We start from the raw sequence: 22,644 nt of genomic DNA on the forward strand, positions 1-22,644 counted from the left end.
CTCCCCTTTAGCCACAAAAGCCGTGAATATCTTTGATCATTATAGTACAGCGTTAAAGCGTTTGACAAGAAAACAGCCCGTCAGGTACGGACGGACTGTTTCTTATTCGCTTTCGGACGCGTTATTCTAGAATCCCTCACATAGCCGAGCAATTCCACGTTATCCAAACCTAATATTTGCGCGCATTCCTGCACGGAAATCAACCCTCGCCTGTATGCGGCTATGACTTTGCGTTTGTCCATGGTTCCCTCCGTGTGGGCTGAATAAGCCTTATTATCGGTAGGGAGCCTATTTAACATACGCTTAATTCATTCGCCGGTAAAAAAAAGTATCGGCTGTCTCTAATCCGTACTGGCCAGGGGAGAAAATCTGTTCCGTGCTTCCTACGAACAGCAATCCGCCGGGTTTAAGCGCGCGAGCAAACTTGCCGTAGAGCACGTGCTTAGCTTCTTCAGTGAAATAGATCATGACATTACGGCAAACGATCAAGTCGTATTTCTCGCCGAAAGCATCCAGAAGCAAATTCTGTTTTTGGAATTTGACAGCCTTTTTCAACCGTTCGGATACTTTGAAGGCACCATCCGCGGGCGTAAAATACTTATTCTTGTAATCTAGGGGCACGTCGCGCAAGGAACGTTCCAGGTAGCTGCCATCCTTAGCCTTTGCCAAGACGCCTTCATCGAGATCGGTCGCAAGCAGGCTCGTCCTGTCCAAGACGTTCAGGGAATCCAGAATCATGCCGATCGTATAGGGCTCTTCGCCCGTGGAACAGGCGGCGCTCCAAATATTAAGCCGAGAATAATCTTTCATCATCTGAGGAAAAAATTTATCCCTTAGAACCTGCCAGCGAGTGGGATTGCGCCAAAATTCGGAAACGTTAATCGTCATCCTATCCAGGAATTCGTTGCGCAGCCGCGCATCGGAGGTAATTGCCGCGAAGTATTCGGTGAAGGACGCGTAGCCGTACTTCATCCTTAGCGTCGTCAATCGCCTCCGCATCTGATTTTCCTTGTACTGAGACAAATCGATGGAAGTCGACTTCTTGATGTTGACGATAAAACGGGCAAAATCCTCGTCCTCGGACGAAGTCGAACCGGTATTTAAACTGGAACGTATGTCTCCCATGACGCTTCCGCTCTCCCTATGATCGTATAGACTCTATATCCAAACCTGTATCGCTTTGTCGTAAGAGACCAATTCTTCTTCGGAGAAAAAAATCTTGATTTCCCGTTCGGCGTTGTCATGGGAATCCGAGCCGTGAATCAAGTTGAAATTCGTATGTATGGCGAAGTCGCTGCGAATCGTACCGGGCGCCGCTTCGAGCGAGTTCGTCTTGCCGATTAACGCACGGCATAGTCCGACCGCTTGATCGCCTTCCCATACCATCGCGAACACGGGACCCGACGTAATGAAGTTCAGAAGCATATCGTAGAAATCCTTGCCTTTGTGCTCGGCGTAATGCTGCTCCGCGCGCTCCAAGGAAACATTCATCAACTTAGCCCCGATAAGCTTAAGACCTTTGCGCTCGAAGCGACCGATGATCTCCCCGATTAAACCGCGCTGTACCCCGTCAGGCTTGACCATTAAGTATGTTTTCTCCATTAAGCACACCCCATTCATGTACGTGTTTCTTGCATTTAACGATATCGTATCGACTATTTTACCATATTTTCGCCTTTTTAATAACTTCGTTTAGCTACGAATCGGGCAATATCGGCTAAATTACGTTTCGCCGGAATGTCGGGAAGCGACTCTAATGCCTTCAACGCTTTGACGATATATCTGTCAGCCAATTTCTCGGCTGTCTTGATTCCTACGCTGGATCGTACGAGCTTGACGGCCGCCGTGGAATTCGCGACTTCTTCTTCCTTAATCAGAGCTATCTCGTTGAGCAAACGATCCTTTAACCCGTCTTCCTGTAGCGCATATAGAACCGGTAAAGTGATGTTTCCTTGACGAAGATCGCTGCCGGGCGGCTTACCTATCGCTTTCTCCGTTCCGCACAAATCCAGCAAGTCGTCCGTAATTTGGAAAGCCATTCCTACATTGTAACCGAATTTGTACAGAGCATTGCTTAATTTAACCGGCGCGTTAGTCGCCATCGCTCCGAGCTGGCAGCTGATGGCGATTAACAACGCCGTTTTGCGTCTGATTCGGCGCAAGTAGTTCCGCACGCTCTGATCGACGTTGAAAAAGTCGCGGATCTGCTCCATTTCCCCGATGCACATCTGCACGATAGAACCGGACAGAATCTGATGTATACGGGGCTTATCGAGTTCCGTTATAACCGTTAACGCCTTAGCGTAAATATAATCCCCGGTATACATCGCAATCCGGTTATCCCATTTCGTTTTTACGGTCAGCTGTCCTCGTCGCGTTTCCGCATCGTCGATGACGTCATCGTGAACCAACGTCGCCATATGGATCAATTCGAGAGGAACGGCCACCCGCTTGAGCGTCTCGAGTGAATAAGACCCGAACTTGCCGGAAAGCAACACGAATACGGGCCTTATCCGCTTCCCTCCAGCCTTCAGCAAGTGTTGCGACGTCTCGCTTAGAATAGGCAGATCCGAGGTCACCGTTTGGGCCATTTGATCTTCGATCGCTTGCAATTCCGACTTCATAGTTGCGTATAGCTGCATTAATTTCATAAGTTCACCTGTGGTTTGGTAGGTTATCCGTCACGCGCAGGATGGGCAACTCCAGAAGCTCTATGTCTCCCGTTATTAGTCCAAGCTCCTTGGCGTAGCGAAAATAAAGCTGTAGTCCCTTTAGCTGCTCTTGTCCGAAATCGTGGCACAAATTCGAGAAGTAATGATTCCAATATTCCGACGTCCCCCCGATTTGGCTCAGGGCTTTCGTAATAATCGGTTGCTTATCGCGAGAAGATTTTCTTTTACTCTCGATTAATCCTTCGTAAATGCCGGCAACGGCTTCCGGGTAACGAAGAGCCGTTTCTCTATGAACGGCCCACAATGCATAAGTCATCCATTGTCCCGTCCACAAGTTCCAAACTTCGCCTAAATCCAATACGCGGTATCCGTGGTTCGTCCAAGAGGCACGTATGGCATGATCTCCGATCAGCAACGCGGCATCGGCATTTTCCAACATTTTCTCCAAAGACGGTTCCGCGTCCTCATAGGTCGGTTTACCGCCGTAAAACTTCTCCATGATGATCTTAAGTAAATTCACCGAAGTCGCGGATGTTGTCGTCAAGGCGATTTTACCATGAATGACCTGCTCCAGAGGAGACTTCAGAAAAAGAAGAATCGATTGAACCCGTCCGAAGGAGCTCACCGATAAGTTAGGTAGCAAATAATAGGAATCGGACGATAATCCATAAGCATAAGAGGATATCCCGGCCATATCGATCTCGCCGGCCCTCAACTTGCGATTAAGCGTAGCGGGCATATCTGAATGTAGCTCCGCAGGTATGGAGAGTTCCGACGGATCGAAGTGATGAAAAATAGGCCAAGCGTTCGTATAGGAAATGCGCCCAAGCTTGATTGTTCTCGATGAGTCTTTATTCATTGGGTTGTCCCCATCTTTTATATAGATTGTGATGAATTCCCATGCCGTCCATGACCTTGCCTACCATGAAATGAACAATGTCTTCCAATGTCTGCGGTCCGTTATAAAAGGCCGGCATCGCGGGAATGATTCTGACGCCTAGACGGGCAAGCTTGAGCATATTCTCCAGATGAATCGCATGGAGCGGCGTTTCTCTCGGAACGATCAGAAGAGGCCGCCATTCCTTAAGCATGACATCCGCGGCTCGCGTAAGCAAATTCGTTGAGGCGCCGTTTGCTATGGCGGACAGCGTTCCCATCGAGCAAGGCATGATCGCCATTCCTTCGCATCGGAAGGAGCCGCTAGCAATGCTCGCTCCGATATCGTTGAGCGGATGATACGTGATTGCGCCTTCGGCCATCGCACCAGGGAAGGCTTCTTCCAAGCTGGCCATCCGATGCGATACGTCCCAGCCAAGCTCTTCTTTTAATACCCGCCAGCCCGCATCGGAAACGACCAAATGCAGATGAAAACCGGCAGTCAACAATTGCCGGCATAATGTAATTCCGTATATAGCGCCGCTGGCGCCCGTTATACCGACGACCCATCGACGAGGCTCTTCGGCTTTATCTTGCTCGGTAACGGTTACCACGTCCTCACCACCACCAGGTCAATGAAAGTGAAAGCGAAGATAACCGTGCTGAGCACGCCGTTCATCGTGAAGAAAGCAGCGTTCAGCTTGCTTAAATCGTTAGGCTTGACTAGCTGATGTTCGTACAATAATAACCCCGCAGCGACGATCGTCCCCGCCAAGTACCACCAGCTTAAATCCGTCATGATCAGCAATAAGGCGAACCCCGCGGCGGTAAGGGCATGCAACGATCTGGCGATACCCAGCGCGCGTGAAATGCCGAACCTGGCAGGTATGGAGTGCAAGCCTTCCTTGCGATCGAAGTCTACGTCCTGGCACGCATAGATCGTATCGAAGCCTGCCGTCCAAAGCGCAACCGTAACATATAAGATAATAGCCGTCCAAGTAATCCCGCCCGTTACGGCGACCCAACCGCCAAGCGGAGCTAGTCCGATCGTCAATCCGAGCACCAGATGGCAAGCCCAAGTAAACCGTTTGGTGTAAGAATAGATAACCAAGAAGAAAACCGCCAATGGCAGCAGCTTCACGGCCAAACTATTCAACTGGGCTGCAGCCCAGAACAATATGATTAGAGAAATAACGATGAATATAAGGACGTCTTTGGATTTCAACAAACCCGCGGGAATCGCCCTCATGGCCGTTCTCGGGTTTCGTCCGTCGATGGCTTTGTCGATGACGCGGTTTAGCCCCATGGCGGCCGTCCGTGCGCCGACCATCGCGAGCAGGATCCAACCGCATTCGCTCCACTCCGGTAACCTGTTCCCTTCCGTTACGGCTCCGAGGATCGCTCCCACGAACGCAAACGGCAATGCGAATAATGTATGTTCGAACTTGATCATTTCCAGAAAAGTGCGTAGCTTCGAAATCATGCGCCTTCAGTTCCCTTCGTTCCGACATGGAGCGCCGCAACCCCACCCGTAAGCGGATAGGCTTTTACGTTGCGCATCCCGACGGTGCGGAATAACTCTGCCAGTGCCTGCAAATCAGGGAACGTCGTCAACGACTCCGGAAGCCAGCTATATTGCTCGTACCTTCTCACGAACCATTTGCCCAGCAGAGGTAAAACTTTCTCGAAGTAAAAATAATAAATGCCCTTGAACGGTTGCCATGTCGGTTTCGAAAGCTCGAGGCACACGATTTTCCCGCCGGGCTTGACCACTCTTTTCATTTCCTTCAGCGTTTTGACAATGTCGGGAACGTTTCTAAGCCCGAAACCGATCGTAACGAAATCGAAGGAATTATCTTCGAACGGAAGCTCCATAGCGTTACCCTGAACGAGCGAGATTTGCTCATCCAGGCCGAGCTTTTCTATTTTCGCCTGCCCGATATCGAGCATGTTCCGGCTGAAATCAAGGCCGACCGTCTTTCCTTTGCCGCTTGCCCTCGCCAGGGCGACCGTCCAATCGCAAGTTCCGCAGCACAAATCCAGCGAAGTCTGGCCTGGCTTGACTTCCATCTTGCGCATCGTGAATTTGCGCCAAGCTTTATGTCTCCTGAAGCTTAAAATATCGTTCATCATATCGTATTTCGGAGCGATGCTCTCGAACACCGCGTGTACATGCTTCTGTTTGGATTCTGCGTCCATCATTCTCTGTTATCCCAGCTCCTTCAATGCGGTTGCCCTCTGCTGTCCCGTCGCTTGCAGGAACGGCTCGATCAAGGGCTGCAGCTCGCGCAACAATTTGTCCGATTGAAGCCTCTGAAGCAGAGATTGCAGCTGGCCGGTTGATTGGCGCAACAAACCGTCCAATTTCTCCGCGACGTCGTATTTGTTCAATAACGATTTGATTAAATGTTGGTCCTCGCGTCGCTCGGATAACAGACGGCGATCATCCTCCGTCCCTTCCTGAAGAATGTGCCACATCCCCCAGCTGCCGTCCAACGAAGACATTTTTTCGACCTTTTGGAGTTCGTGAAGAAGCACCTCGCAGCGGCTGAATCGTTCAACGAGTTCCGGCCAAAGCCGTTCGTACAGTCCGCTCATGAAGCTCGTAAACGACAGGAAAAGCCCAGATTTAATCTCTGCGCCGTAATGTAGGTATTCCTCCGCGTTCAATTTCATTTGCTTCATCTTTCCATACAGATTCATCTTGATCCGGTTAATATTGCAGACGGCTTCGCTCAGATGGCGAATCGTCTCGATTTGTCCCGCTTGGGAAAGAAGGTGGTAGAAGCGACTGCTGAAATAATCTCCAGCCAGCACCTTCAGCTGTTGCGCTCTCATGCCGACCAGACCGTTCCTTCCGGCGTTAGGGGAATTATCTACCGTATCGTGAACGTCCAATCCCATCTGAACAAGCGAGGTCACGACCGACAGCAAGTCCCTCTGGGATGCAACGCCTGGTTGAAAGTTCAAAACGGTGTGTAGCAAAGAAATCCTGCCCTCCGGGAATTCCGGCAATTCCGTGTGCAGGCTTATCATATCGTGGGTCATATACTTGTTCGCCATTTGGTTAATTCTTGCTTTATTCATTGCTTCCGCCTCCGAACATGCTGCCAGGCACCATTAACTTTGCGTATCAATACATTTCATTTATTATAACATATCCTAGATAAGCTCGCATAAGACAAGGACTTTGTTCATGAATTTGAAAAATTTGCGATCCAGCGCTTGCCGGATGGCGTCAGAGATAAGCGGATATTCGGGGTCTTTTCGTCATCCTGAAGCAACATCGAAGTCCAGACGCGTTCGGATAACTCCTTCTCCGTCCATTCGCTTTTGCGCGTTTCCGCGGAGAGCAGCAATCGCCGACGATCCGCGTCTCCTGAATAAACCCTGATCAGTACTTGTTTGACGTTGCCGACCTCGGTATATGCGAATACGATCAAACGTCCCATATCCTCCCGTACGAGATCGGGTTCAGAGCCGAGCAGGTCGACCGTTAGAATCGCATGATCCCATCCGACCTTTGCTATCCGCTCCCGAAGATGGAGCTTAGACATCGCATCCACCAGGTTATCGTCCGTAAGCCATTTGGATTTATCGAACTGAAACGCCGCAACCGCTTGCCGGCGATGCTGAAGTCCCTGCTCGAACAAAGGCAATTGGCTTAAGAGCAACACGATTATCGATCCGACTATGATTAAAGCGCTCCATTGTTTCAATGGGGTAACGAACACGGTGAAATCCCCTTTCCCGAGAGACTCCTCCTTACCCATTGTACAAATAAAAAGGGCAGGCTATGCCTGCCGCTGCGTAGTAGTCGTCCAAAATTGCTATATATCCGTCTCAACCGTGCCGTGTTTGGTGAGGATCGACGCTTTCCCTCTGATTTTCATAGCCGATGTATGGTCCGTGAACTGAACGATCAGAACCTCGCCTTTATCCAGCTTCTCCGTGTGATGAAACTTCGTATCCTGACCTCTGGTCAGCCCTATGACTTGCACGCCGTTGTCCTTCGCTTTAATGACGATATATTCTTGTTGATCCGCATCCATGGTCGAACAACCTCCCTTATTGATTACCATGATGATGGAAAAGATAGAATGATGTCAAACAAAAACTGCCTTCCCGCATATTGAAGGCGAGAAAGCAGTCTACTGTTATGTAATGGTCGGAACGGAGAGATTCGAACTCTCGACCTCACCCACCCCAAGGGTGCGCGCTACCGGGCTGCGCCACGTCCCGAATAATTTACGAGAGTGATTATAGCACAGCCTATTCTAGCGATGCAACCTGTTTATGCATGATAACCATGCACGGACCATTACTTATTTGATGCCGTCTTTAAGCGCCTTGCCTGGCTTGAATGCGGGGATTTTCCCGGCCGGAATTTCGATCTCTACTCCAGTTTGCGGATTCCGTCCTTTACGAGCGGAGCGTTCGCGAACTTCGAAGTTACCAAATCCCACAAGCTGTACTTTGTCTCCGCCTTGCAGAGCTTCGGAAATAACGTCGAATACGGCGTCAACCGCTTGAGTCGCGTCTTTCTTGGATAAGTCGGCCAATTCTGCCACTTTAGTAATCAATTCGGTTTTGTTCATAGCATTCACCTCCCACAACGGTACGATGGCATGTTATCTGTTTATCCGTTTCAACGAAAATTATACACTCCGGCTTGGCGAAGTTTCAAGCGGGGCGCGAATTTCGGCGATTTTCGGTATAAATAGGATAGCTTTTCTACGATTTTTTTACCGATTGCCATCGAGAATCGATAGCTTTACGACCGCCTGCAGGGCAGCTTGTATCTCTCGTTCGACCGCCTGGGCAACCACGTCCGTATTCGGATCGTATACTTCGGCTAAATCCGCATCCGCGTAACCGTCCAAAGCCACAATCGCCCCGGCCCGAACGCCGCGCAAACTCGCGATTACGTAAAGCGCGGCGATCTCCATCTCGACGGCGACGGCCCCCGCTTGCTTGAATTGCTTATGCGGAAAGTCCACTACTCCCTGAAAGAACACGTCCAGAGTCACCGTAATGCCCTTCCTGACGATTCCGCCCTGTTCGGACGCGGCTTCGTATAGCGCTTCGACCACCCGGCTGTCTCCGACCGCGGGAAATCCGTCGGGAACGAGCTGCCGGGTCAAGCCGTCCGTGCGAACGGCGGCCGTACTAACGATCAAACTGCCGGCAGGATTCTCTTCCGAGTAAGACCCCGCCGTACCGACTCGAATCAAGGTCGTGACGCCGGCCCGAATAAGCTCCTCGAAACAAATCGCTGCACCGGCCGAACCGACGCCATGGCTTACAACGGCTACAGGCACGCCGCTTATCCGTCCTACGAACGTGCGATACTCCCGGCTGAACGAGAGCTCTCTGGCCTCTTCCAGCTTGCGAGATATGAGCTCTGCCCGCATCGGATCGCCGCAAACAAGTGCGTACGAAGGAATATCCTCCGAATGAATTTGCAATATGGGCAGGAACACTCTAATCAAACTCCTTCTTCGTCCACTCGTCTTCCGGTATAGGCAGCGCCTCTCCGGAGAATCGTTGCTCCGCGAACGGATCGGCCTCGTTATGAAACCCGTTGCGTTCCCAGAACCCGGGGCGATCCTCTGCCATGAATTCGATCCGACGCACCCATTTCGCGCTTTTCCAGAAATAACGGTGCGGAACGATCGTCCGGAGGGGCCAACCATGCTTGTCGGTCAGAGGTTCGCCCGCATACCGATATGCCAGCATAACGTCATCCATGAGCAAATCCGCAAGCGGCACGTTCGTCTCGTAATCGGGATCCGCATGAAACATCACGAACTTCGCCTCCGGCTTCACTTTAATCAGAGGAAGCAGATCCCTGAACAATACGCCTTCCCATTCCGTATCCAGCTTCGACCAGCGCGTAACGCAGTGGATGTCGCATTGGATTCGCGTTGCAGGAAGCTTAAGTATATCCTCGTAGCCGAAGGAAATTTCCTCCTCCACCTCTCCGCCAATCGTGAGTCGCCATTCCTCCATGTCGTACCTTGGAATGTCCCCTTCGTGGAGTATAGGAAACTTTCCCGTTAAGGTTTGTCCCGGCGGACGGCGTTCCTTCAACACGGCATCGATATCCGAGGGAATTATCGCTTTCGCGTTCTTTAGACGTTCCGCTTTTCCGTGCATTTCTATTATCGCCTCCGTGTGCTAAGTTGCCTTCTGCCTTTTATCGAGAACTGGAACCGGAGTTTTGGGCGTCCTTCAAGAATCCTTTGTCTTTAAAGAAGAACATAGCGATTATTGTAATCGCGTAAGGAACCATTTGCGTAAAATGGGACGGCATCGATAAGCCTTGCAGCCGTATGCTGAACGCATCCATTAATCCGAAGAGCAAACTGGAAGCGACAACGCCCAACGGACCGGACTGTCCCAGCATCATGGCGACGAGCGCAATGAAGCCTCTGCCCGCGGTCATTCCTTCGGTGAACAAGGTTACCTGCCCTAACGAGAGCTGCGCCCCCGCGAGCGCGCAGAGAACTCCGCAGGCAAGCACGGCGCCGTATTGGTAACGCTGGACGCGTATGCCCAGGCTCCTTGCCGCAAGGGGGTTGCTTCCTGCCGCCAGAAAGCGGAACCCGCTGATCGTCCGGTAGAAATAATACCATATCATTCCCGCGATGACCAAAGCCAAGTAGACAAGCGGAGATTGACCCGATAATATTTCGCCGAGGACGGGTATATCCTTAATCACGGGTATGTCCCACTTCGGAAGTCCGATCATCTCTTTATTGTAATAAGCGCCTTTAACGTGAAAGATCGTTCGCAGACTAAACGTAGTCAGTCCGAGCGCAAGGAAATTCATGGCGACCCCGACGACGATTACGTTAGCCTGGAGTTGAATGCTTAAGTATGCGAACAGAAGAGAAAAAACAGACACGCATGCAATCGCGAACAAGATAGCCAATGCCGTATTCTCGAAATAGTGGTTTCCGACTATCGCGGTGAACGCGCCGATGAGCATCAAGCCTTCCAGCCCGACGTTAAACAACCCGACGCGGGCGCATAAGGCTCCGCCAAGGGCTGCCAGCAATATCGGGGTCAATACGCGAAGCGCGGAGTTGAATAACGCAAGATCAAACAGCTGATCCATCTTGTTTCCTCCCCTTTCGCCGTTTCCAGTAAATACGCGTAAATTTGACGGTAATGAAGAGGATCAGAACCGATTGAATGACCGACCCGATCTCAAGCGGCACGTCCGTATTCAGCTCGACGCCCATTCCTCCCGTCTGAAGAGCAGCAAGGAAAAAAGCCGCTATCGCCGTACCGATCGGATTGGCGTTGGCTAGAAGGGCAGCCATTATGCCCGTCCAAGCGTAATCGGCCGACGAGAACGCATTGTCGATATAACGGTACTGCGAACCGAGAATTTCCGTCGCTCCCGCAAGACCTGCTAGCCCCCCGCTCGCGAACATTGTCGCTATCATCAGCGAGGTTCGTCTTACACCGCCGTAAACGGCGAACAAGGGATTGCCTCCCAGCATTCGCGCTTCATATCCCGACACGGATTTCGAGAGATAGATAAAAAGAACGATTACTACAATTACGGCAATTATCAATCCGGCATGAACGGCCATCCCTTTGAACAGTTTAGGTAGCCAGATTGCGTTGTCGAGCATGGCTGATTGAGCCATTGCCGCGGAGCCCGTCCGATCCTTGAAAGGATAAGCCACCATGTAACCGGCGAATAGGGTCGCGATATAATTCAGCAAAAGCGTCGTAATGAGCAAGTTAACCCGAAACCGCACGTCGAAATATCCGGCCATTGCCGACCATAGTCCGCCTGCGGCGATCCCCGCTAATAATGCGGCAACGCAGACGAGCCAAGCAGGACCGGGCATGTATAATCCGACAAGAGCCGCGCTTAATCCTCCGAGAACCATTTGTCCTTCGGCTCCAAGGTTAAAGAAGCCGGAACGGAAAGCGACCACGGCGCCCATCCCGATCAAAATGACGGGGGTAGCCCGGCTAAGCGTGCTGGTGAAAAAATAGAAGCTTCCGAACGCACCCTTCCACATTTCGGAATACGTTTCCGTTATGGAGCCTCCCGCGACTACAATGGCTATCGATCCGGCCAATAATCCGAGGATAATCGCAGCTAATGGCCCAATCAACGGATGAAGCAGTTTATTGAACTTATTCATTCCGTTTCCCCCCGGCCATCAGTAAGCTTAGCTTCTCCTCGGTCGCTTCGCCGACCTGCAGCTCCCCGGCGATCGCTCCTTCGTACATGACGATAATGCGATCGGACAGCTTCAGAACCTCCGACAACTCCGAAGAGATCAGAAGGATGGCGCCTCCGCCGTCCCGTTTGCGAAGCAATTGATCATGAATCGTCTCCATCGCGCCGATATCTACACCACGGGTTGGCTCCGCCGCTATCAAAAACGGCGTATTCTGGGCCAGTTCACGAGCCACGATCAATTTCTGCAGGTTGCCTCCGGACAAATTCTGCGTTTGGTTATCGAGCGAACCGGCTTTAATCGAATATTGTTTGATCCAATCGGATACAAGCCCTCTGATAACTTTCCTTTTCAATATGCCGAATCGTTGCAGCCTGCGCTGATGCCCCATGACTCCGGTCTCGGCGACGGTCGCCGATTTATTGGCTCCCCAAATATACCGGTCTTCGGGAATGTGGGCGAGCCCCGCGTCCCTAAGATCCCGCGCGTTTCGTCCCGTCATGTTTGCGCCTAATAACGAAATCTTCCCATGATCCGGCGATAGCAGGCCCGCGATGACTTGTATCAACTCCGACTGCCCGTTTCCGGATATTCCCGCTATCCCCACGATTTCTCCCGCCCTAACCTGCAGGCTGATCGAATCCAGAAGCTTTTTGCTTCCGCCGCCCGACAGCGAAACGTTATTTAACTCGAGCACGGGATGTTTGGGCATGGATGGCTGCTTTATGGACGGCGCGAGCGCTCGACCGACCATCAGGTTGGATAATTGCTCCACGTCCGTATCGGACGCTTCTACGACTCCCGTGACTTCGCCGTCGCGAAGTACGGTTATCCTGTCGGCCGCGCTCATGACTTCGTTCAGTTTATGGCTAATCAAGATGAAGCTCTTGCCCTTAAGCGTCAACGCTTTGATCGCTTCCAGAAGCTCCTTGACCTCCAATGGCGTCAGAACCCCTGTCGGCTCGTCCAAAATAATGATTTCCGCGCCTTGGTAGAGCACTTTGAGAATTTCCACGCGCTGCTGAACGCCAAGCGGACAGTCGCCTACCTTAGCAAGGGGATCGACCTTAATACCGTAATTTTTCGACAATGCCTCCACTTGGGCAACCGCCGCTTTACGGTCGAACTTAATAACGCCAGGTTCCTTACCGATGACGATGTTTTCCGCGACGGTGAAATTCGGGAAGAGCATGAAGTGTTGATGAACCATTCCGATGCCATGCCGAATCGCTTCCTTAGGATCGTTAAAAAACACTTCTTTGCCGTTTAGCTTGATCGAGCCGGAGGATGGTTGTTCCATTCCATACAGAATACGCATCAAAGTCGTTTTCCCGGCCCCGTTCTCGCCTACGATGGCATGCACTTCGCCCGCCTTGAGATTATAGTTAATCCCTCTGTTCGCGTTGACGTCGCCATAGCTTTTCGAAATCCGTTCCATCTCGAGCAGCATGTGATTCCTCCAATCCGTTGTCCTAAAGCATAGGAAACCGGCTGCTTAGGGGCAGCCGGTCATAACAAGCAGTATATAATTTAATATTAAATTATTGTGCCGGGAGTTCGACTACTACAGTCCCTGCAACGATATCATCATTGATCTTCTTCAGCTTGTCAACGTTTTCTTGTCCGATTGCTTCGCTAAGAGGGGACTTGCCTTCTTTGTTAACATAAGTCAGGCCCACTCCGCCTTCTTTAAGGCCGTAATCGCGCACTCCGTAAGTGAAGTTGCCCGCGACGAAATCTTTAACCGTTTCGTAGGCGACGGCATCCGTACCTTTAAGTTGCGCTAGAATAACCTGTTTGCCGTCCGTATTATCGCTATCTTGACCGGAAGTGTAGAAGCCCTTCTCTCCCGCTGCTTCGAAGACGCCTAGGTCGCCGACGGCGGACATTCCGGCAATAAAATCGGCGCCTTGCGAGTTTTGCAGGATCGCAAGCTCTTTCGCTTTGGCAGGATCCGTAAATCCGCCTACGTAGTTCACCAATACTTTAACGTCGGGATTAACCGACTTCGCGCCTTGCTCGAATCCGTGCGTGTACTTAGCCATCAACGGAATATCCATAGCGACTACGTTTCCTACCGTACCGGATTTCGAAATCAGGGCAGCTGCCGCGCCTAGCAAGTAAGAAGCTTCATGCTCGCGGAAAGCTACGCTGCGAACGTTCGGCAAATCAATGACCGTATCGATGACAGCGAACGATTTGTCCGGAAATTCCGGAGCTATTTTCTTCAAAGCGTCTTCGACTTGAAAGGTCGAAGTGATGATCAGATCGTAATCGCCTGCGGCGGCCGTCCGAATATTCTGCTCGATGGAAGCAGGATCGGTGGATTCTATCGTTTTTACTTCGACTCCGAATTCTTCGCCGGCTTTCTTGAAGCCTTCGTCCATCAATTGGAAGAACGGGTTGACGCCGATCGGCTCAGGCGTAATCAAAGCTATTTTTTTAGGCTTTGCATCCGGCGAAGCGGACTCGGAAGCGCTAGCTGGAGTGGTTTCGCTGGCGTTTGAGCTGCTTGGCGCGTTGTTCTCGTTTTTCGATCCGCATGCCGCAAGGACTCCCCCGAGTACTACGAACATAAGAACGAGCAATAATGGTTTTTTCATTTTGTATTCTCTCCTAATTTATTATTCTATAGACTATCTATTATATCCTAGTTTAACGGTTGGATTTTGTCAAAACATAAAATATTTTGTATTATTTTGTCGAATGAGTTTTAGGCTTTACGACGGTTCAAATGAATGAAAGTCACGGCAAGAGCGAGAACCAATACCGATCCTTTAATGATGTCGGTCGTATAATATTGAACGTTCATCATCGTTAGTCCGTTGACTAGCACCCCCATAAGGACGGCCCCGAAAAAGGTACCGATAATGTTGGGACGACCGGCCGCGAACACGGAGTAACCGACGAATACCGCCGCCACGGATTCCATCAGCATCGGGGCGCCCGCGTCGATCTGTCCGGAACCGATGCGGGAAGCAAATAGGATGCCTCCGATCGAGGCGAAAATACCCGAGGCGACATAGGCTAGCGTTCTTACCCGTTTCACCTTCAAACCGGACAGCCTGGCAGCCTCCTCGTTGCCGCCCGTCATGATCATCTGCCGTCCCCACCTCGTGTATTTGAAAAAGACGTGGGCGGCTATGACGGCCAGAAGCATGAGAATAACGGGAAAAGGAACGCCTAATAACTTGCCTTGTCCGATCCAGAGGAAATTCTTGTCCATTACTCCCGGTGCGGTCGTTCCGTCCGGCAAAGGCATATTGTTATAAATGGAATAGCCTTTGGTGTAGGTCTTGTGGATTCCGTTTACGATGTACATGACGGCAAGCGTCGCCAACAAATCCGGTATCCGAATCTTGACGATCAATAGAGCGTTCAATATTCCGACGAGCGCTCCAATGACGATCGGAACGACCAGCACGACGACGAGCGGCATCTCGTACCACACCATCAAGGTCGCCGTTACGACCGTCGAGAGTGAAACAGTGGCTCCTACCGATAAATCGAATCCGTCGACCGTCAAAGATATCGTGACTCCGATAGCGACGAACGTAACGATGGAGATAGAACGAAGTATATCCGTCAAGTTGCCGTAAGTGAAAAAATACTCGCTTTGAAAGGAGAAGAAAACAATAACCAATCCGATGAACGCAAGCGCCCCGTATTTAAACGTAAACGGCAGCAGATGCTTTTTCACGCTAATTCCTCCCGGCCCGCGCTGGCGTAATACAATAAATCCTCTTGCGTCGCTTCTCCGCGGCTGAATGATTTTACGACGAAACCGTCGCACATGACGAGTATGCGGTCGGCCAGCCCGAGCGCCTCGGCAAACTCGCACGTTAAGTACAATATCCCCTTGCCTTTCTGCGCCAGCTTACCTATGATTCGGAAAATATCGCTTTTCGCCCCGACGTCCACTCCTTTGGTAGGCTCGTCGAACAGAAAGACTTCCGCTTCCGTACCTAACCATTTCCCGATAGCAACCTTTTGTTGATTTCCTCCGCTTAAGAAGGCGGCTAGTTGAGAAACGGATGCGGTTTTAATTCCTAGACCCGAGATCTGGCCGTTAGCGAATTCCCGCTCCGATTTGCCCGACAAGAAACCGAATCGGCTTATCGCCTTCAAGATAGGCAAGCTAAGATTATGCAACACCGACTCCCTGACGAGAATGCCTTCCTTGCGCCGCTCCTCCGGAATAAGGGCGATACCCGCCCGCACCGCGTCTGAGGGGCTTCCGAGCTTAACCGATCGTCCTTCAACGGAAATGGTCCCCCGCTCAATAGCGTCGGCTCCGAACAAAACTCTGGATAACTCGGTCTTGCCGGCGCCGACGAGCCCTACGATCGCTACGATCTCGCCTCGCCGAACGTCCAGGTCGACGCTCCGTACGCGCCGTCCGGCCTCCAGACCCCGAACCGATAATATCGGCTCGCCTATAGTCGCGGGCAGCTTGGGGAATTCCTCCTCGAAGCTTTTTCCGAGCATCGCGCGGACGACCCCGGCGGAATCGATATCTTCCTTACGCTCGGTCAGCACTCTCTCGCCGTCCCTCATGACCGTTATTCGATCGCATATCCGGAACACTTCGGGCAGACGGTGAGAGATGAAGATGACGCCGATGCCCGAGTCCTTCAGCCCTCGCATGATGCCGAACAGCTTGTCCGCTTCATCCAAGCTTAACGGTGCGGTCGGTTCGTCGAGAATAACGAATTTCGCTTCTTCGGCAAGCAATCTAGCGATAAGCACTAACTGTTTCTCAGATAAAGTCAAATCCCTGATTAATGCCTGCGGCGCTATCGTTAGTCCGATTCGTTTGAGCACTTCGCCAGCCGCATCGTGAAGACTTCCCCATTTTAACCAAGGGTTGCCCTTAGAATTGGCAAGCTGATCGAGGAATATATTTTCCGAAACGCTGAGATGGGAAACGAGAGAGGTGTCGACCTCTTGATAGACGCAATGAATGCCGGCTTTCTTCGAATCGGCTGGCGATCGGAAAACGAACGTACCAACTTCAGATTCAATCGTGCCCTCATCGGTCTCATAAGCGCCGGACAAAATTTTCATCAAAGTGCTCTTGCCTGCCCCGTTAGCTCCGAGCAACGCGTGGATCTCGCCTCCCTTAAGGTTGAAATCCACGTTCTTCAAGGCTGGAACGCCAGCGAAAGATTTCGAGATGCTCCTCATGTTCAATTCAGAAACCGGCTTGGTCTTCGACATCGCAATCAACCCCTTCCCAACCGTAATGATCCTCCGCGTTTACAGCAGGAAACGGCGCGGTTATTATCCGCGCCGCACCGTGCCTAGCTTCTTCGATCTAAACCTATGTTACTTAGCTCCGACCGACGTTTCGAGCTCTTTCAAGTATTCCGTGTTACCCAGGTCGCTGCTTCCCCATCCATCCACGTACTGGGAAAGATCGGCCGTCGTAATGACTTTATCTTTCGGCAACGCGTCGCGATGAACGAATACCGGCTCGAGTTGAACGACGGGATCCGTCGTATCGCCGTGGAACTTCTGATACAAATATCTCACTTGAACGGTACCGATAGACGTAGGATCTACTGCTGCCGACGCTACCCAAGGACTAGTCGGATCTTGGATCATTTTCAAATCCTCGTCGCTAAGATCGATGCCGTACACTTTGATTTCGTCGCGGCCGGCTTGTTTAATCGCATTGGACGCGCCTTTAGCGAATTCATCCCATGCCGCCCACACCGCCGTAATATCGCCTTTATTCGGATATTGCTTCAATACGGCTTCCATTCTAGTCTGACTGTCCAGTTGTGGATTGCTGGCATCTCCGAATTGCGAGATTTCCTTGATGTCCGGATATTTCTCGGTAAAAGCCTTATAGGCGATTTGACGGCTTTCCATCGGCGGGAAACCGGCTACCCATACCTTAACGATATTACCTTTGCCGCCCGCTTCTTCGGCCAACTTCTCCAAAGTGAATTCGGCAAGCAGTTGATCGTTCTGGGCTAAGTTCGTAATTCCTTCGAAATCGTTCAGACCGGAGTCGAACGCTACGATCGGAATGCCTGCTTCTTTTGCTTTGTTCAACCCGTTGGTGAGCGCCGCGGCATCGCCGTGATCGATCAAGATTCCGTCGAATTTTTGGTTAACGGCAGAATCCAGGTTTGCGGATAATTTAGCGAGATCGTTCTCGGAAGACAATACCGTAACTTCGCCCCCGAATTTCGCTACTTGCTTTTTGACTCCGTCAACGTACTGCGCGGAGAAGGTTCCCGTGTTAAACCGCATGACGAGCGCGATTTTCTTGCCTTTCAAAGCGTCGGACGCGGACGCGCTCTCCGAAGGCTCTGCCGAAGCGGAAGACGTTGCCGAAGCAGACGGGGATTCCAAAGCAGGTGCCGAACTACCGGCGTTATTCTTTTCTTTATTGCCGCACGCGGCCAGCACCAATACGAGCACCAATGCAAGCGCGAGCCATGCCCCTTTGAACTTTCTTTGCGTCATCTCTCTCTGCCTCCCAAATCATGTATCATTCTATGATAAAATTTACTATAATCACATATCCCTAGTATGTCAATCGGTTTTATGTAATTAATTACCCCTTAGCTTGTTTCGCCACTAAAAACGACTGAACCATCCATTATTCTAGGTCATTTACTAGTCTCTGACAACAGAAAAAAGGCTATATTCCTAGATTAGAAACATCGTAATTGCTTATATTTCCTTAGATGGTGTTTATCTGACACAAAAAACACGAAGCGTTTCCGGGGAGATACATCTTCCCCAGGAAACGCTTCGTGCCTCTCTTACTCGTTTACAAGATAATCGCTATCAATCCGCCTGAACCTTCGTTGATGATTCGGCCCAACGTTTCTTGCAGCTTATACCGCGCATTGTCCGGCATCATAGCTATCTTGCCTTGGATGCCTTCCCTGACGATGGAGTGGAGCGACCGTCCGAAGATGTCCGACTCCCAGATCTTGATCGGATCCTTCTCGAAATCCTGCATCAGATAACGAACGAGCTCTTCGCTCTGCTTCTCCGTCCCGATAATCGGCGCGAACTCGGATTCGACGTCCACGCGAATCATATGAATCGAAGGAGCCGTCGCTTTTAGTCTGACGCCGAAGCGCGAGCCTTGGCGGATGAGCTCGGGTTCGTCGAGCACCATCTCCGCGAGAGACGGAGCGGCGATTCCGTAGCCGGTCGTCTTGACCATCTCGAGCGCTTCAGCGAACCGATCGTACTCCCTCTTCGCATGGGAGAACTCCTGCATAAGCTGCAGCAGATGATCTTTGCCGCGAATTTCGGTTCCGACCACTTCCATAAGTATCTTATCGTAGAGCTCATCCGGTGCGTAAAGGTCGATTTCCGCTACGCCTTGGCCCATATTCATGCCGCTAAGTCCGGCGCGGGCAACGAAATCGTACTCCATGAATTGGGCAACCACCCGCTCCACGTCGCGCAAGCGGCGAATGTCCTTCACGGTTTCGCGAACGGAATTCTCGTAGCTCGTGCGCAGCCAATGTCCTTCGCTAAGGACCATGACCCAGCTTGGGAGATTTACGTTCACCTCATGTACGGGGAACTCGTACAGCACCTCTCGCAAGACGCCGATGACTTCCTCTTCTCCCATCGTAGCGGCACTGACCGCCATAACCGGGATATCGTATTTAGCGGCTAGTTCGGTGCGAAGCGCTTGCGCTTCTTCGCTCTTCGGCCGCGCGGAGTTTACGAGTAACACGAAAGGCTTGCCTACTTCCTTTAACTCGTTAACGACCCGCTCCTCCGCATCGATGTAGGCACTGCGCGGAATTTCCGATATCGTGCCATCCGTCGTAACGACGACGCCTAGCGTGGAGTGTTCTTGGATGACCTTGCGCGTGCCGATCTCGGCCGCTTCCTGGAACGGAATCGGATCCTCGAACCAAGGCGTTGTTATCATGCGCGGTCCGCCCTCGTCTTCGAAGCCCTTTGCTCCTTCGACGGTATAACCGACGCAATCCACCAACCGTACGTTGACTTCCAGCCCTTCAGCCACTTTAAGTTGTACCGCGTTATTCGGTACGAACTTCGGCTCCGTCGTCATGATCGTCCGACCGGCCGCGCTTTGAGGCAACTCGTCTATTGCTCGTACCCGATCCGCTTCGAGCGCAATATTAGGTAAAACAACGGTTTCCATAAACCGTTTGATAAAGGTCGATTTGCCCGTGCGGACGGCACCCACGACCCCGAGGTAGATATCACCGCCGGTGCGTTCGGCAATATCTTTGAAAATGTCCACTTTTTCCACTGAGATTCCCTCCCATCGTAATCGCGAAACTTTCGTGACCCGCCATCAGGGCGGAACTCGTACACGAACTTGGACTGGTAACATTGTATGTGCAAAAGCCCCGATTATGACGCTGCCCGCACAAAATGTTTGCCCTGCCGACTTACGCCCGCCGGCGCTCCTGTTGTTTCCCCCATGATCATATGAAAAAAGAGAGACACGTATGTCTTCTCTCTCTAAACTTTTTCAATAAAGAAAAGCCGAATCCCCTAATAGTCGGGAATACGGCTTTTCGTTTAAGAGGCTACGGCTTGCGGCTCCCCGTTTACCAGACGGTAAACCGGAGAACGGGCCGGCACGTAATAGGAGGCTTCGATCAATACTCTTCTCAAATCATCGCTCGGCTTAGGCTGAACCTCCGCCTTCTTGAGCGCCGTTGCGATATCGATTCCGTAGTCGACGAATACCCGGCCTTGCCGATCCGTCATTAAAGTCAAGAACTGACGGGAAAACACGCTTTGGATTTCCGGCGAGTCCATCCCTAATTTGTCGAAATCGACCGCGGAGAAGCCTGGATAGATTTCTTCGGCGAACGGATTGACATTCCCATGTGCGGTTCGATAATCGTCGACCTTCTTCTGAACATCGTTTACCTTCTGATAAACGACCAGGTCCAGTAGCTTGACCAACGGCTTCGTTTCTTCGTCGATCACGAGGAATTGATAGGAACCGCCGCTCTCGAAAGCGGCGGCGGGAACCTGGGAGATGTAGCCCATTCGTTTGAGCTTCCCGAAATCGACTTTGTACTTCTCGTATTGCGGAACGGACTCGTTCGCGTTCTGTATCGGAAGAAGGTCGGTTTGTTTCTGGTAACGATCGACCGAGTCCTGCACGGTAAGTACCGCTTCTCTCGCGGATGCCTGCCCTCCGGGGGTTTGATCGTCCGGATAGAGACAGCCGGTCAACGTGAAGAGCATCAGACCAAGCGTTCCCAGAGCGATCGCTTTGGAAATCGTACGATAAATCATGATTCGTCCTCCTGGATAATCCTCAATTAAACCAATCGTCCTCTTCTTGCTGCTCTGCCAATTTTTTGCGAATGGCCGCCTTTAGAGGATCCTCCGGCACGGAGACGGAGACATCCGCCACGACGCGCGCCTGACAGGATAATCTCACCCCGTCCGTCAACAGAGAGCCTAATTTATAAGTTTCTGCCTGAGTCGGCGATTGCAATCGGCTTGATTGATCGTCGGCGACGTGGACCTTGCACATCAGGCAACCGGCCACGCCGCCGCATCGAGTTCGTATGCTCACGCCCGCGCGGCGGGAAGCTTCCAATAACGTCGTGCCCGACCTAACCGATACGGTGCGGTTATCGGGCAAGAAGGTAACGGAATGTTGCTTGTTCATGTGGGCTCCATCCGTCCGGTCTCCGACTTTGAAAGACTAAAAGCTGCTATCTTCGATACCTCGGTTAGAAAGGTTTCGGCCAATCGGTTTCTTTTGATTAATGCCCGCAATATCGGCAAATGCTTGGCCGGATCAGCGGCAATCAGCCGCCCGACCGCCTCCACCCGATCTCGACGTTCTCTAAGCAGGTTGAATAACAGTTCGTGTCCAAGCGGCACGACAGGAATTCGTCGGCCTTCGACCTCGTACTTGTCGCCGCAAGGGAACAGAAAACTGCTCACCTCCGTCAAATACGACGACCGTAATGCCGAAACGCGAAACTGGCCGACCAACTCGATGACTATTCCGTCCAATTCGTAATGGGACAGCGTGGAATGATACCGCTCGGTACGGCTATCCGCAGGTTTATCTAACGCAAAAGGACTCAGAAGTCCATGAATGACCGGAACGAACTTCGCGTCGACATAAATGTCGATATCGCGAGGTGCCCGATCCAGGAGCGCTCCTCGCAAAACTAACCCCGTGCTGCCTCCGACTACCCAATTCCCCTCGCCGCTTTCCAACGTAGCCGCCAATCGCGTAAGGGCGGATATCGGCAAATCGCTTCGCATACGGGTCACTTCCAATCTTTATTCAGAAATAAGTCTTATTCGCAGCCGTTATATTCCCGACCGATATGACGACCGCTTGGCATGCTAATCGATAGCCCGCTTTCAGTTCATCCGGGCCTAAGCGGTCCCATTCGGCGTCGCTAGCTTCATCCAGTAGCTCCGCGCCTTCCGTAACGAGGCATCTGCACCTCGCGCACGTCCCGCGGGAGCAGTTGAATTGCCAATCGACGGAAGCGTTCTGCGCCAGGGTCAGTAGGCTCTGGCCAAGCTGCGCTTCGACGGATTTCGTGATGGTTCGTCCGGTTAAAGTAATCAAGTCCGTATCCTCCGCATCCTACATTAAACGATGGCTAATAGTCCGCATATCAAGCCATATATCAACATGATCAAGGCAACTAAAGTAAGAACGACGCGAAGCCAGCCCTTCGTCTTGTTGCGTGCATATGTAATGATAACCGCGGCTATGATCATTAATATAATTCCGATAAATGATACCCACATCTTGCTCATCGGGTCAAGCTTGGCCGCCGCGTAAAGCTGTAACATCGCATACATCTCCGTATCCCCCGTCCCGTCGACAGACTCAAATGCATAATATTATACCATTGTTTCCG

Annotated in this window: 27 protein-coding genes and 1 tRNA gene; all 28 read right to left on the reverse strand. The window is 51.5% G+C overall.

Annotated elements, in window-relative coordinates; all coding sequences use genetic code 11:
- Positions 1–80 precede the first annotated feature (80 nt).
- On the reverse strand, positions 81–242 hold the full coding sequence (locus DFP95_RS28885; RefSeq protein ID WP_181907396.1) for a hypothetical protein: 162 nt from the start codon (positions 240–242) through the stop codon (positions 81–83).
- Positions 243–303: 61 nt separating this feature from the next.
- Complete coding sequence (locus tag DFP95_RS13460; RefSeq protein ID WP_115993149.1) at positions 304–1,125, reverse strand: CheR family methyltransferase; 822 nt, start codon at positions 1,123–1,125, stop codon at positions 304–306.
- Positions 1,126–1,158: 33 nt separating this feature from the next.
- Positions 1,159–1,602: a nucleoside-diphosphate kinase gene (gene ndk, locus DFP95_RS13465; RefSeq protein ID WP_115993150.1), complete on the reverse strand. Its 444-nt coding sequence runs from the start codon at positions 1,600–1,602 to the stop codon at positions 1,159–1,161.
- A gap of 77 nt (positions 1,603–1,679) precedes the next feature.
- Positions 1,680–2,651 carry a polyprenyl synthetase family protein gene (locus DFP95_RS13470; protein ID WP_115993151.1) on the reverse strand — a complete coding sequence of 324 codons (972 nt, stop codon included), beginning with the start codon at positions 2,649–2,651 and terminating at the stop codon, positions 1,680–1,682.
- A 4-nt stretch (positions 2,652–2,655) separates the two neighbouring features.
- Complete coding sequence (locus DFP95_RS13475; RefSeq protein ID WP_115993152.1) at positions 2,656–3,531, reverse strand: menaquinone biosynthetic enzyme MqnA/MqnD family protein; 876 nt, start codon at positions 3,529–3,531, stop codon at positions 2,656–2,658.
- Positions 3,524–4,162 (reverse strand): UbiX family flavin prenyltransferase, encoded by a 639-nt coding sequence (locus DFP95_RS13480; protein ID WP_115993153.1) that lies wholly within the window; start codon positions 4,160–4,162, stop codon positions 3,524–3,526. Before DFP95_RS13480 ends, DFP95_RS13475 begins: the two co-directional genes overlap by 8 nt.
- A complete protein-coding gene (locus tag DFP95_RS13485) occupies positions 4,156–5,031 on the reverse strand; it encodes a UbiA-like polyprenyltransferase (RefSeq protein ID WP_115993154.1) in 876 nt (291 codons plus the stop codon). The genes DFP95_RS13480 and DFP95_RS13485 overlap by 7 nt, the downstream gene beginning before the upstream one ends.
- Positions 5,028–5,747, reverse strand: a complete 720-nt coding sequence (locus DFP95_RS13490) for a demethylmenaquinone methyltransferase (protein WP_115993215.1) — start codon at positions 5,745–5,747, stop codon at positions 5,028–5,030. The genes DFP95_RS13485 and DFP95_RS13490 overlap by 4 nt, the downstream gene beginning before the upstream one ends.
- Positions 5,748–5,756: 9 nt before the next feature.
- A complete protein-coding gene (locus DFP95_RS13495) occupies positions 5,757–6,635 on the reverse strand; it encodes a heptaprenyl diphosphate synthase component 1 (protein ID WP_115993155.1) in 879 nt (292 codons plus the stop codon).
- A gap of 107 nt (positions 6,636–6,742) precedes the next feature.
- Entirely contained in the window at positions 6,743–7,282 is a 540-nt protein-coding gene (locus tag DFP95_RS13500; protein ID WP_115993156.1) for a hypothetical protein, read from the reverse strand.
- Positions 7,283–7,378: 96 nt separating this feature from the next.
- On the reverse strand, positions 7,379–7,600 hold the full coding sequence (gene mtrB / locus DFP95_RS13505) for a trp RNA-binding attenuation protein MtrB (RefSeq protein ID WP_115993157.1): 222 nt from the start codon (positions 7,598–7,600) through the stop codon (positions 7,379–7,381).
- A gap of 113 nt (positions 7,601–7,713) precedes the next feature.
- Positions 7,714–7,790: transfer RNA gene (locus tag DFP95_RS13510), tRNA-Pro, on the reverse strand.
- A gap of 83 nt (positions 7,791–7,873) precedes the next feature.
- A complete protein-coding gene (locus DFP95_RS13515) occupies positions 7,874–8,146 on the reverse strand; it encodes an HU family DNA-binding protein (RefSeq protein ID WP_115993158.1) in 273 nt (90 codons plus the stop codon).
- A gap of 147 nt (positions 8,147–8,293) precedes the next feature.
- The gene (locus tag DFP95_RS13520; RefSeq protein WP_115993159.1) at positions 8,294–9,031 is read right to left on the reverse strand and encodes a nucleoside phosphorylase; all 738 of its coding nucleotides are present in this window, start codon (positions 9,029–9,031) and stop codon (positions 8,294–8,296) included.
- 1 nt (position 9,032) lies between these two features.
- The gene (locus DFP95_RS13525) at positions 9,033–9,707 is read right to left on the reverse strand and encodes a sulfite oxidase-like oxidoreductase (RefSeq protein ID WP_115993160.1); all 675 of its coding nucleotides are present in this window, start codon (positions 9,705–9,707) and stop codon (positions 9,033–9,035) included.
- Positions 9,708–9,747: 40 nt separating this feature from the next.
- Complete coding sequence (locus tag DFP95_RS13530; protein WP_115993161.1) at positions 9,748–10,671, reverse strand: ABC transporter permease; 924 nt, start codon at positions 10,669–10,671, stop codon at positions 9,748–9,750.
- On the reverse strand, positions 10,655–11,722 hold the full coding sequence (locus DFP95_RS13535; protein WP_115993162.1) for an ABC transporter permease: 1,068 nt from the start codon (positions 11,720–11,722) through the stop codon (positions 10,655–10,657). Before DFP95_RS13535 ends, DFP95_RS13530 begins: the two co-directional genes overlap by 17 nt.
- Positions 11,715–13,211, reverse strand: coding sequence for an ABC transporter ATP-binding protein (locus DFP95_RS13540; protein ID WP_115993163.1), 1,497 nt, complete (start codon positions 13,209–13,211; stop codon positions 11,715–11,717). Before DFP95_RS13540 ends, DFP95_RS13535 begins: the two co-directional genes overlap by 8 nt.
- 91 nt (positions 13,212–13,302) lie before the next feature.
- Positions 13,303–14,364, reverse strand: coding sequence for a BMP family protein (locus tag DFP95_RS13545; RefSeq protein WP_115993164.1), 1,062 nt, complete (start codon positions 14,362–14,364; stop codon positions 13,303–13,305).
- A 110-nt stretch (positions 14,365–14,474) separates the two neighbouring features.
- Positions 14,475–15,461, reverse strand: a complete 987-nt coding sequence (locus DFP95_RS13550; RefSeq protein ID WP_115993165.1) for an ABC transporter permease — start codon at positions 15,459–15,461, stop codon at positions 14,475–14,477.
- Positions 15,458–16,981, reverse strand: coding sequence for a sugar ABC transporter ATP-binding protein (locus tag DFP95_RS13555; RefSeq protein ID WP_245987638.1), 1,524 nt, complete (start codon positions 16,979–16,981; stop codon positions 15,458–15,460). The genes DFP95_RS13550 and DFP95_RS13555 overlap by 4 nt, the downstream gene beginning before the upstream one ends.
- 108 nt (positions 16,982–17,089) lie before the next feature.
- Positions 17,090–18,241, reverse strand: a complete 1,152-nt coding sequence (locus DFP95_RS13560; RefSeq protein WP_115993166.1) for a sugar ABC transporter substrate-binding protein — start codon at positions 18,239–18,241, stop codon at positions 17,090–17,092.
- Positions 18,242–18,551: 310 nt separating this feature from the next.
- Positions 18,552–20,030, reverse strand: coding sequence for a stage IV sporulation protein A (gene spoIVA, locus DFP95_RS13565; RefSeq protein ID WP_115993167.1), 1,479 nt, complete (start codon positions 20,028–20,030; stop codon positions 18,552–18,554).
- A 275-nt stretch (positions 20,031–20,305) separates the two neighbouring features.
- Positions 20,306–21,037, reverse strand: a complete 732-nt coding sequence (locus DFP95_RS13570; RefSeq protein WP_115993168.1) for a hypothetical protein — start codon at positions 21,035–21,037, stop codon at positions 20,306–20,308.
- Between the two features lie 22 nt (positions 21,038–21,059).
- Positions 21,060–21,419 carry a 2Fe-2S iron-sulfur cluster-binding protein gene (locus tag DFP95_RS13575; RefSeq protein WP_115993169.1) on the reverse strand — a complete coding sequence of 120 codons (360 nt, stop codon included), beginning with the start codon at positions 21,417–21,419 and terminating at the stop codon, positions 21,060–21,062.
- Positions 21,416–22,030 carry a nucleotidyltransferase domain-containing protein gene (locus DFP95_RS13580; RefSeq protein ID WP_115993170.1) on the reverse strand — a complete coding sequence of 205 codons (615 nt, stop codon included), beginning with the start codon at positions 22,028–22,030 and terminating at the stop codon, positions 21,416–21,418. The genes DFP95_RS13575 and DFP95_RS13580 overlap by 4 nt, the downstream gene beginning before the upstream one ends.
- A gap of 22 nt (positions 22,031–22,052) precedes the next feature.
- Positions 22,053–22,346, reverse strand: coding sequence for a 2Fe-2S iron-sulfur cluster-binding protein (locus DFP95_RS13585; protein WP_115993171.1), 294 nt, complete (start codon positions 22,344–22,346; stop codon positions 22,053–22,055).
- A gap of 23 nt (positions 22,347–22,369) precedes the next feature.
- Positions 22,370–22,585, reverse strand: coding sequence for a DUF2768 family protein (locus tag DFP95_RS13590; RefSeq protein WP_245987639.1), 216 nt, complete (start codon positions 22,583–22,585; stop codon positions 22,370–22,372).
- Positions 22,586–22,644: the final 59 nt, after the last annotated feature.

The organism is Cohnella lupini (assembly GCF_003386205.1).
Lineage (GTDB): Bacteria > Bacillota > Bacilli > Paenibacillales > Paenibacillaceae > Cohnella > Cohnella lupini.

Excerpts from the sequence above, each read along its gene's own strand:
- DFP95_RS28885 (WP_181907396.1), bottom strand. The coding sequence starts at position 242 with ATGGACAAACGCAAAGTCATAGCCGCATACAGGCGAGGGTTGATTTCC.
- DFP95_RS13460 (WP_115993149.1), bottom strand. The coding sequence starts at position 1,125 with ATGGGAGACATACGTTCCAGTTTAAATACCGGTTCGACTTCGTCCGAG.
- ndk (WP_115993150.1), bottom strand. The coding sequence starts at position 1,602 with ATGGAGAAAACATACTTAATGGTCAAGCCTGACGGGGTACAGCGCGGT.
- DFP95_RS13470 (WP_115993151.1), bottom strand. The coding sequence starts at position 2,651 with ATGAAATTAATGCAGCTATACGCAACTATGAAGTCGGAATTGCAAGCG.
- DFP95_RS13475 (WP_115993152.1), bottom strand. The coding sequence starts at position 3,531 with ATGAATAAAGACTCATCGAGAACAATCAAGCTTGGGCGCATTTCCTAT.
- DFP95_RS13485 (WP_115993154.1), bottom strand. The coding sequence starts at position 5,031 with ATGATTTCGAAGCTACGCACTTTTCTGGAAATGATCAAGTTCGAACAT.
- DFP95_RS13490 (WP_115993215.1), bottom strand. The coding sequence starts at position 5,747 with ATGGACGCAGAATCCAAACAGAAGCATGTACACGCGGTGTTCGAGAGC.
- DFP95_RS13495 (WP_115993155.1), bottom strand. The coding sequence starts at position 6,635 with ATGAATAAAGCAAGAATTAACCAAATGGCGAACAAGTATATGACCCAC.
- mtrB (WP_115993157.1), bottom strand. The coding sequence starts at position 7,600 with ATGGATGCGGATCAACAAGAATATATCGTCATTAAAGCGAAGGACAAC.
- DFP95_RS13515 (WP_115993158.1), bottom strand. The coding sequence starts at position 8,146 with ATGAACAAAACCGAATTGATTACTAAAGTGGCAGAATTGGCCGACTTA.
- DFP95_RS13525 (WP_115993160.1), bottom strand. The coding sequence starts at position 9,707 with ATGCACGGAAAAGCGGAACGTCTAAAGAACGCGAAAGCGATAATTCCC.
- DFP95_RS13530 (WP_115993161.1), bottom strand. The coding sequence starts at position 10,671 with ATGGATCAGCTGTTTGATCTTGCGTTATTCAACTCCGCGCTTCGCGTA.
- DFP95_RS13535 (WP_115993162.1), bottom strand. The coding sequence starts at position 11,722 with ATGAATAAGTTCAATAAACTGCTTCATCCGTTGATTGGGCCATTAGCT.
- DFP95_RS13540 (WP_115993163.1), bottom strand. The coding sequence starts at position 13,211 with ATGCTGCTCGAGATGGAACGGATTTCGAAAAGCTATGGCGACGTCAAC.
- DFP95_RS13545 (WP_115993164.1), bottom strand. The coding sequence starts at position 14,364 with ATGAAAAAACCATTATTGCTCGTTCTTATGTTCGTAGTACTCGGGGGA.
- DFP95_RS13555 (WP_245987638.1), bottom strand. The coding sequence starts at position 16,981 with ATGTCGAAGACCAAGCCGGTTTCTGAATTGAACATGAGGAGCATCTCG.
- DFP95_RS13560 (WP_115993166.1), bottom strand. The coding sequence starts at position 18,241 with ATGACGCAAAGAAAGTTCAAAGGGGCATGGCTCGCGCTTGCATTGGTG.
- DFP95_RS13570 (WP_115993168.1), bottom strand. The coding sequence starts at position 21,037 with ATGATTTATCGTACGATTTCCAAAGCGATCGCTCTGGGAACGCTTGGT.
- DFP95_RS13575 (WP_115993169.1), bottom strand. The coding sequence starts at position 21,419 with ATGAACAAGCAACATTCCGTTACCTTCTTGCCCGATAACCGCACCGTA.
- DFP95_RS13580 (WP_115993170.1), bottom strand. The coding sequence starts at position 22,030 with ATGCGAAGCGATTTGCCGATATCCGCCCTTACGCGATTGGCGGCTACG.
- DFP95_RS13590 (WP_245987639.1), bottom strand. The coding sequence starts at position 22,585 with ATGTATGCGATGTTACAGCTTTACGCGGCGGCCAAGCTTGACCCGATG.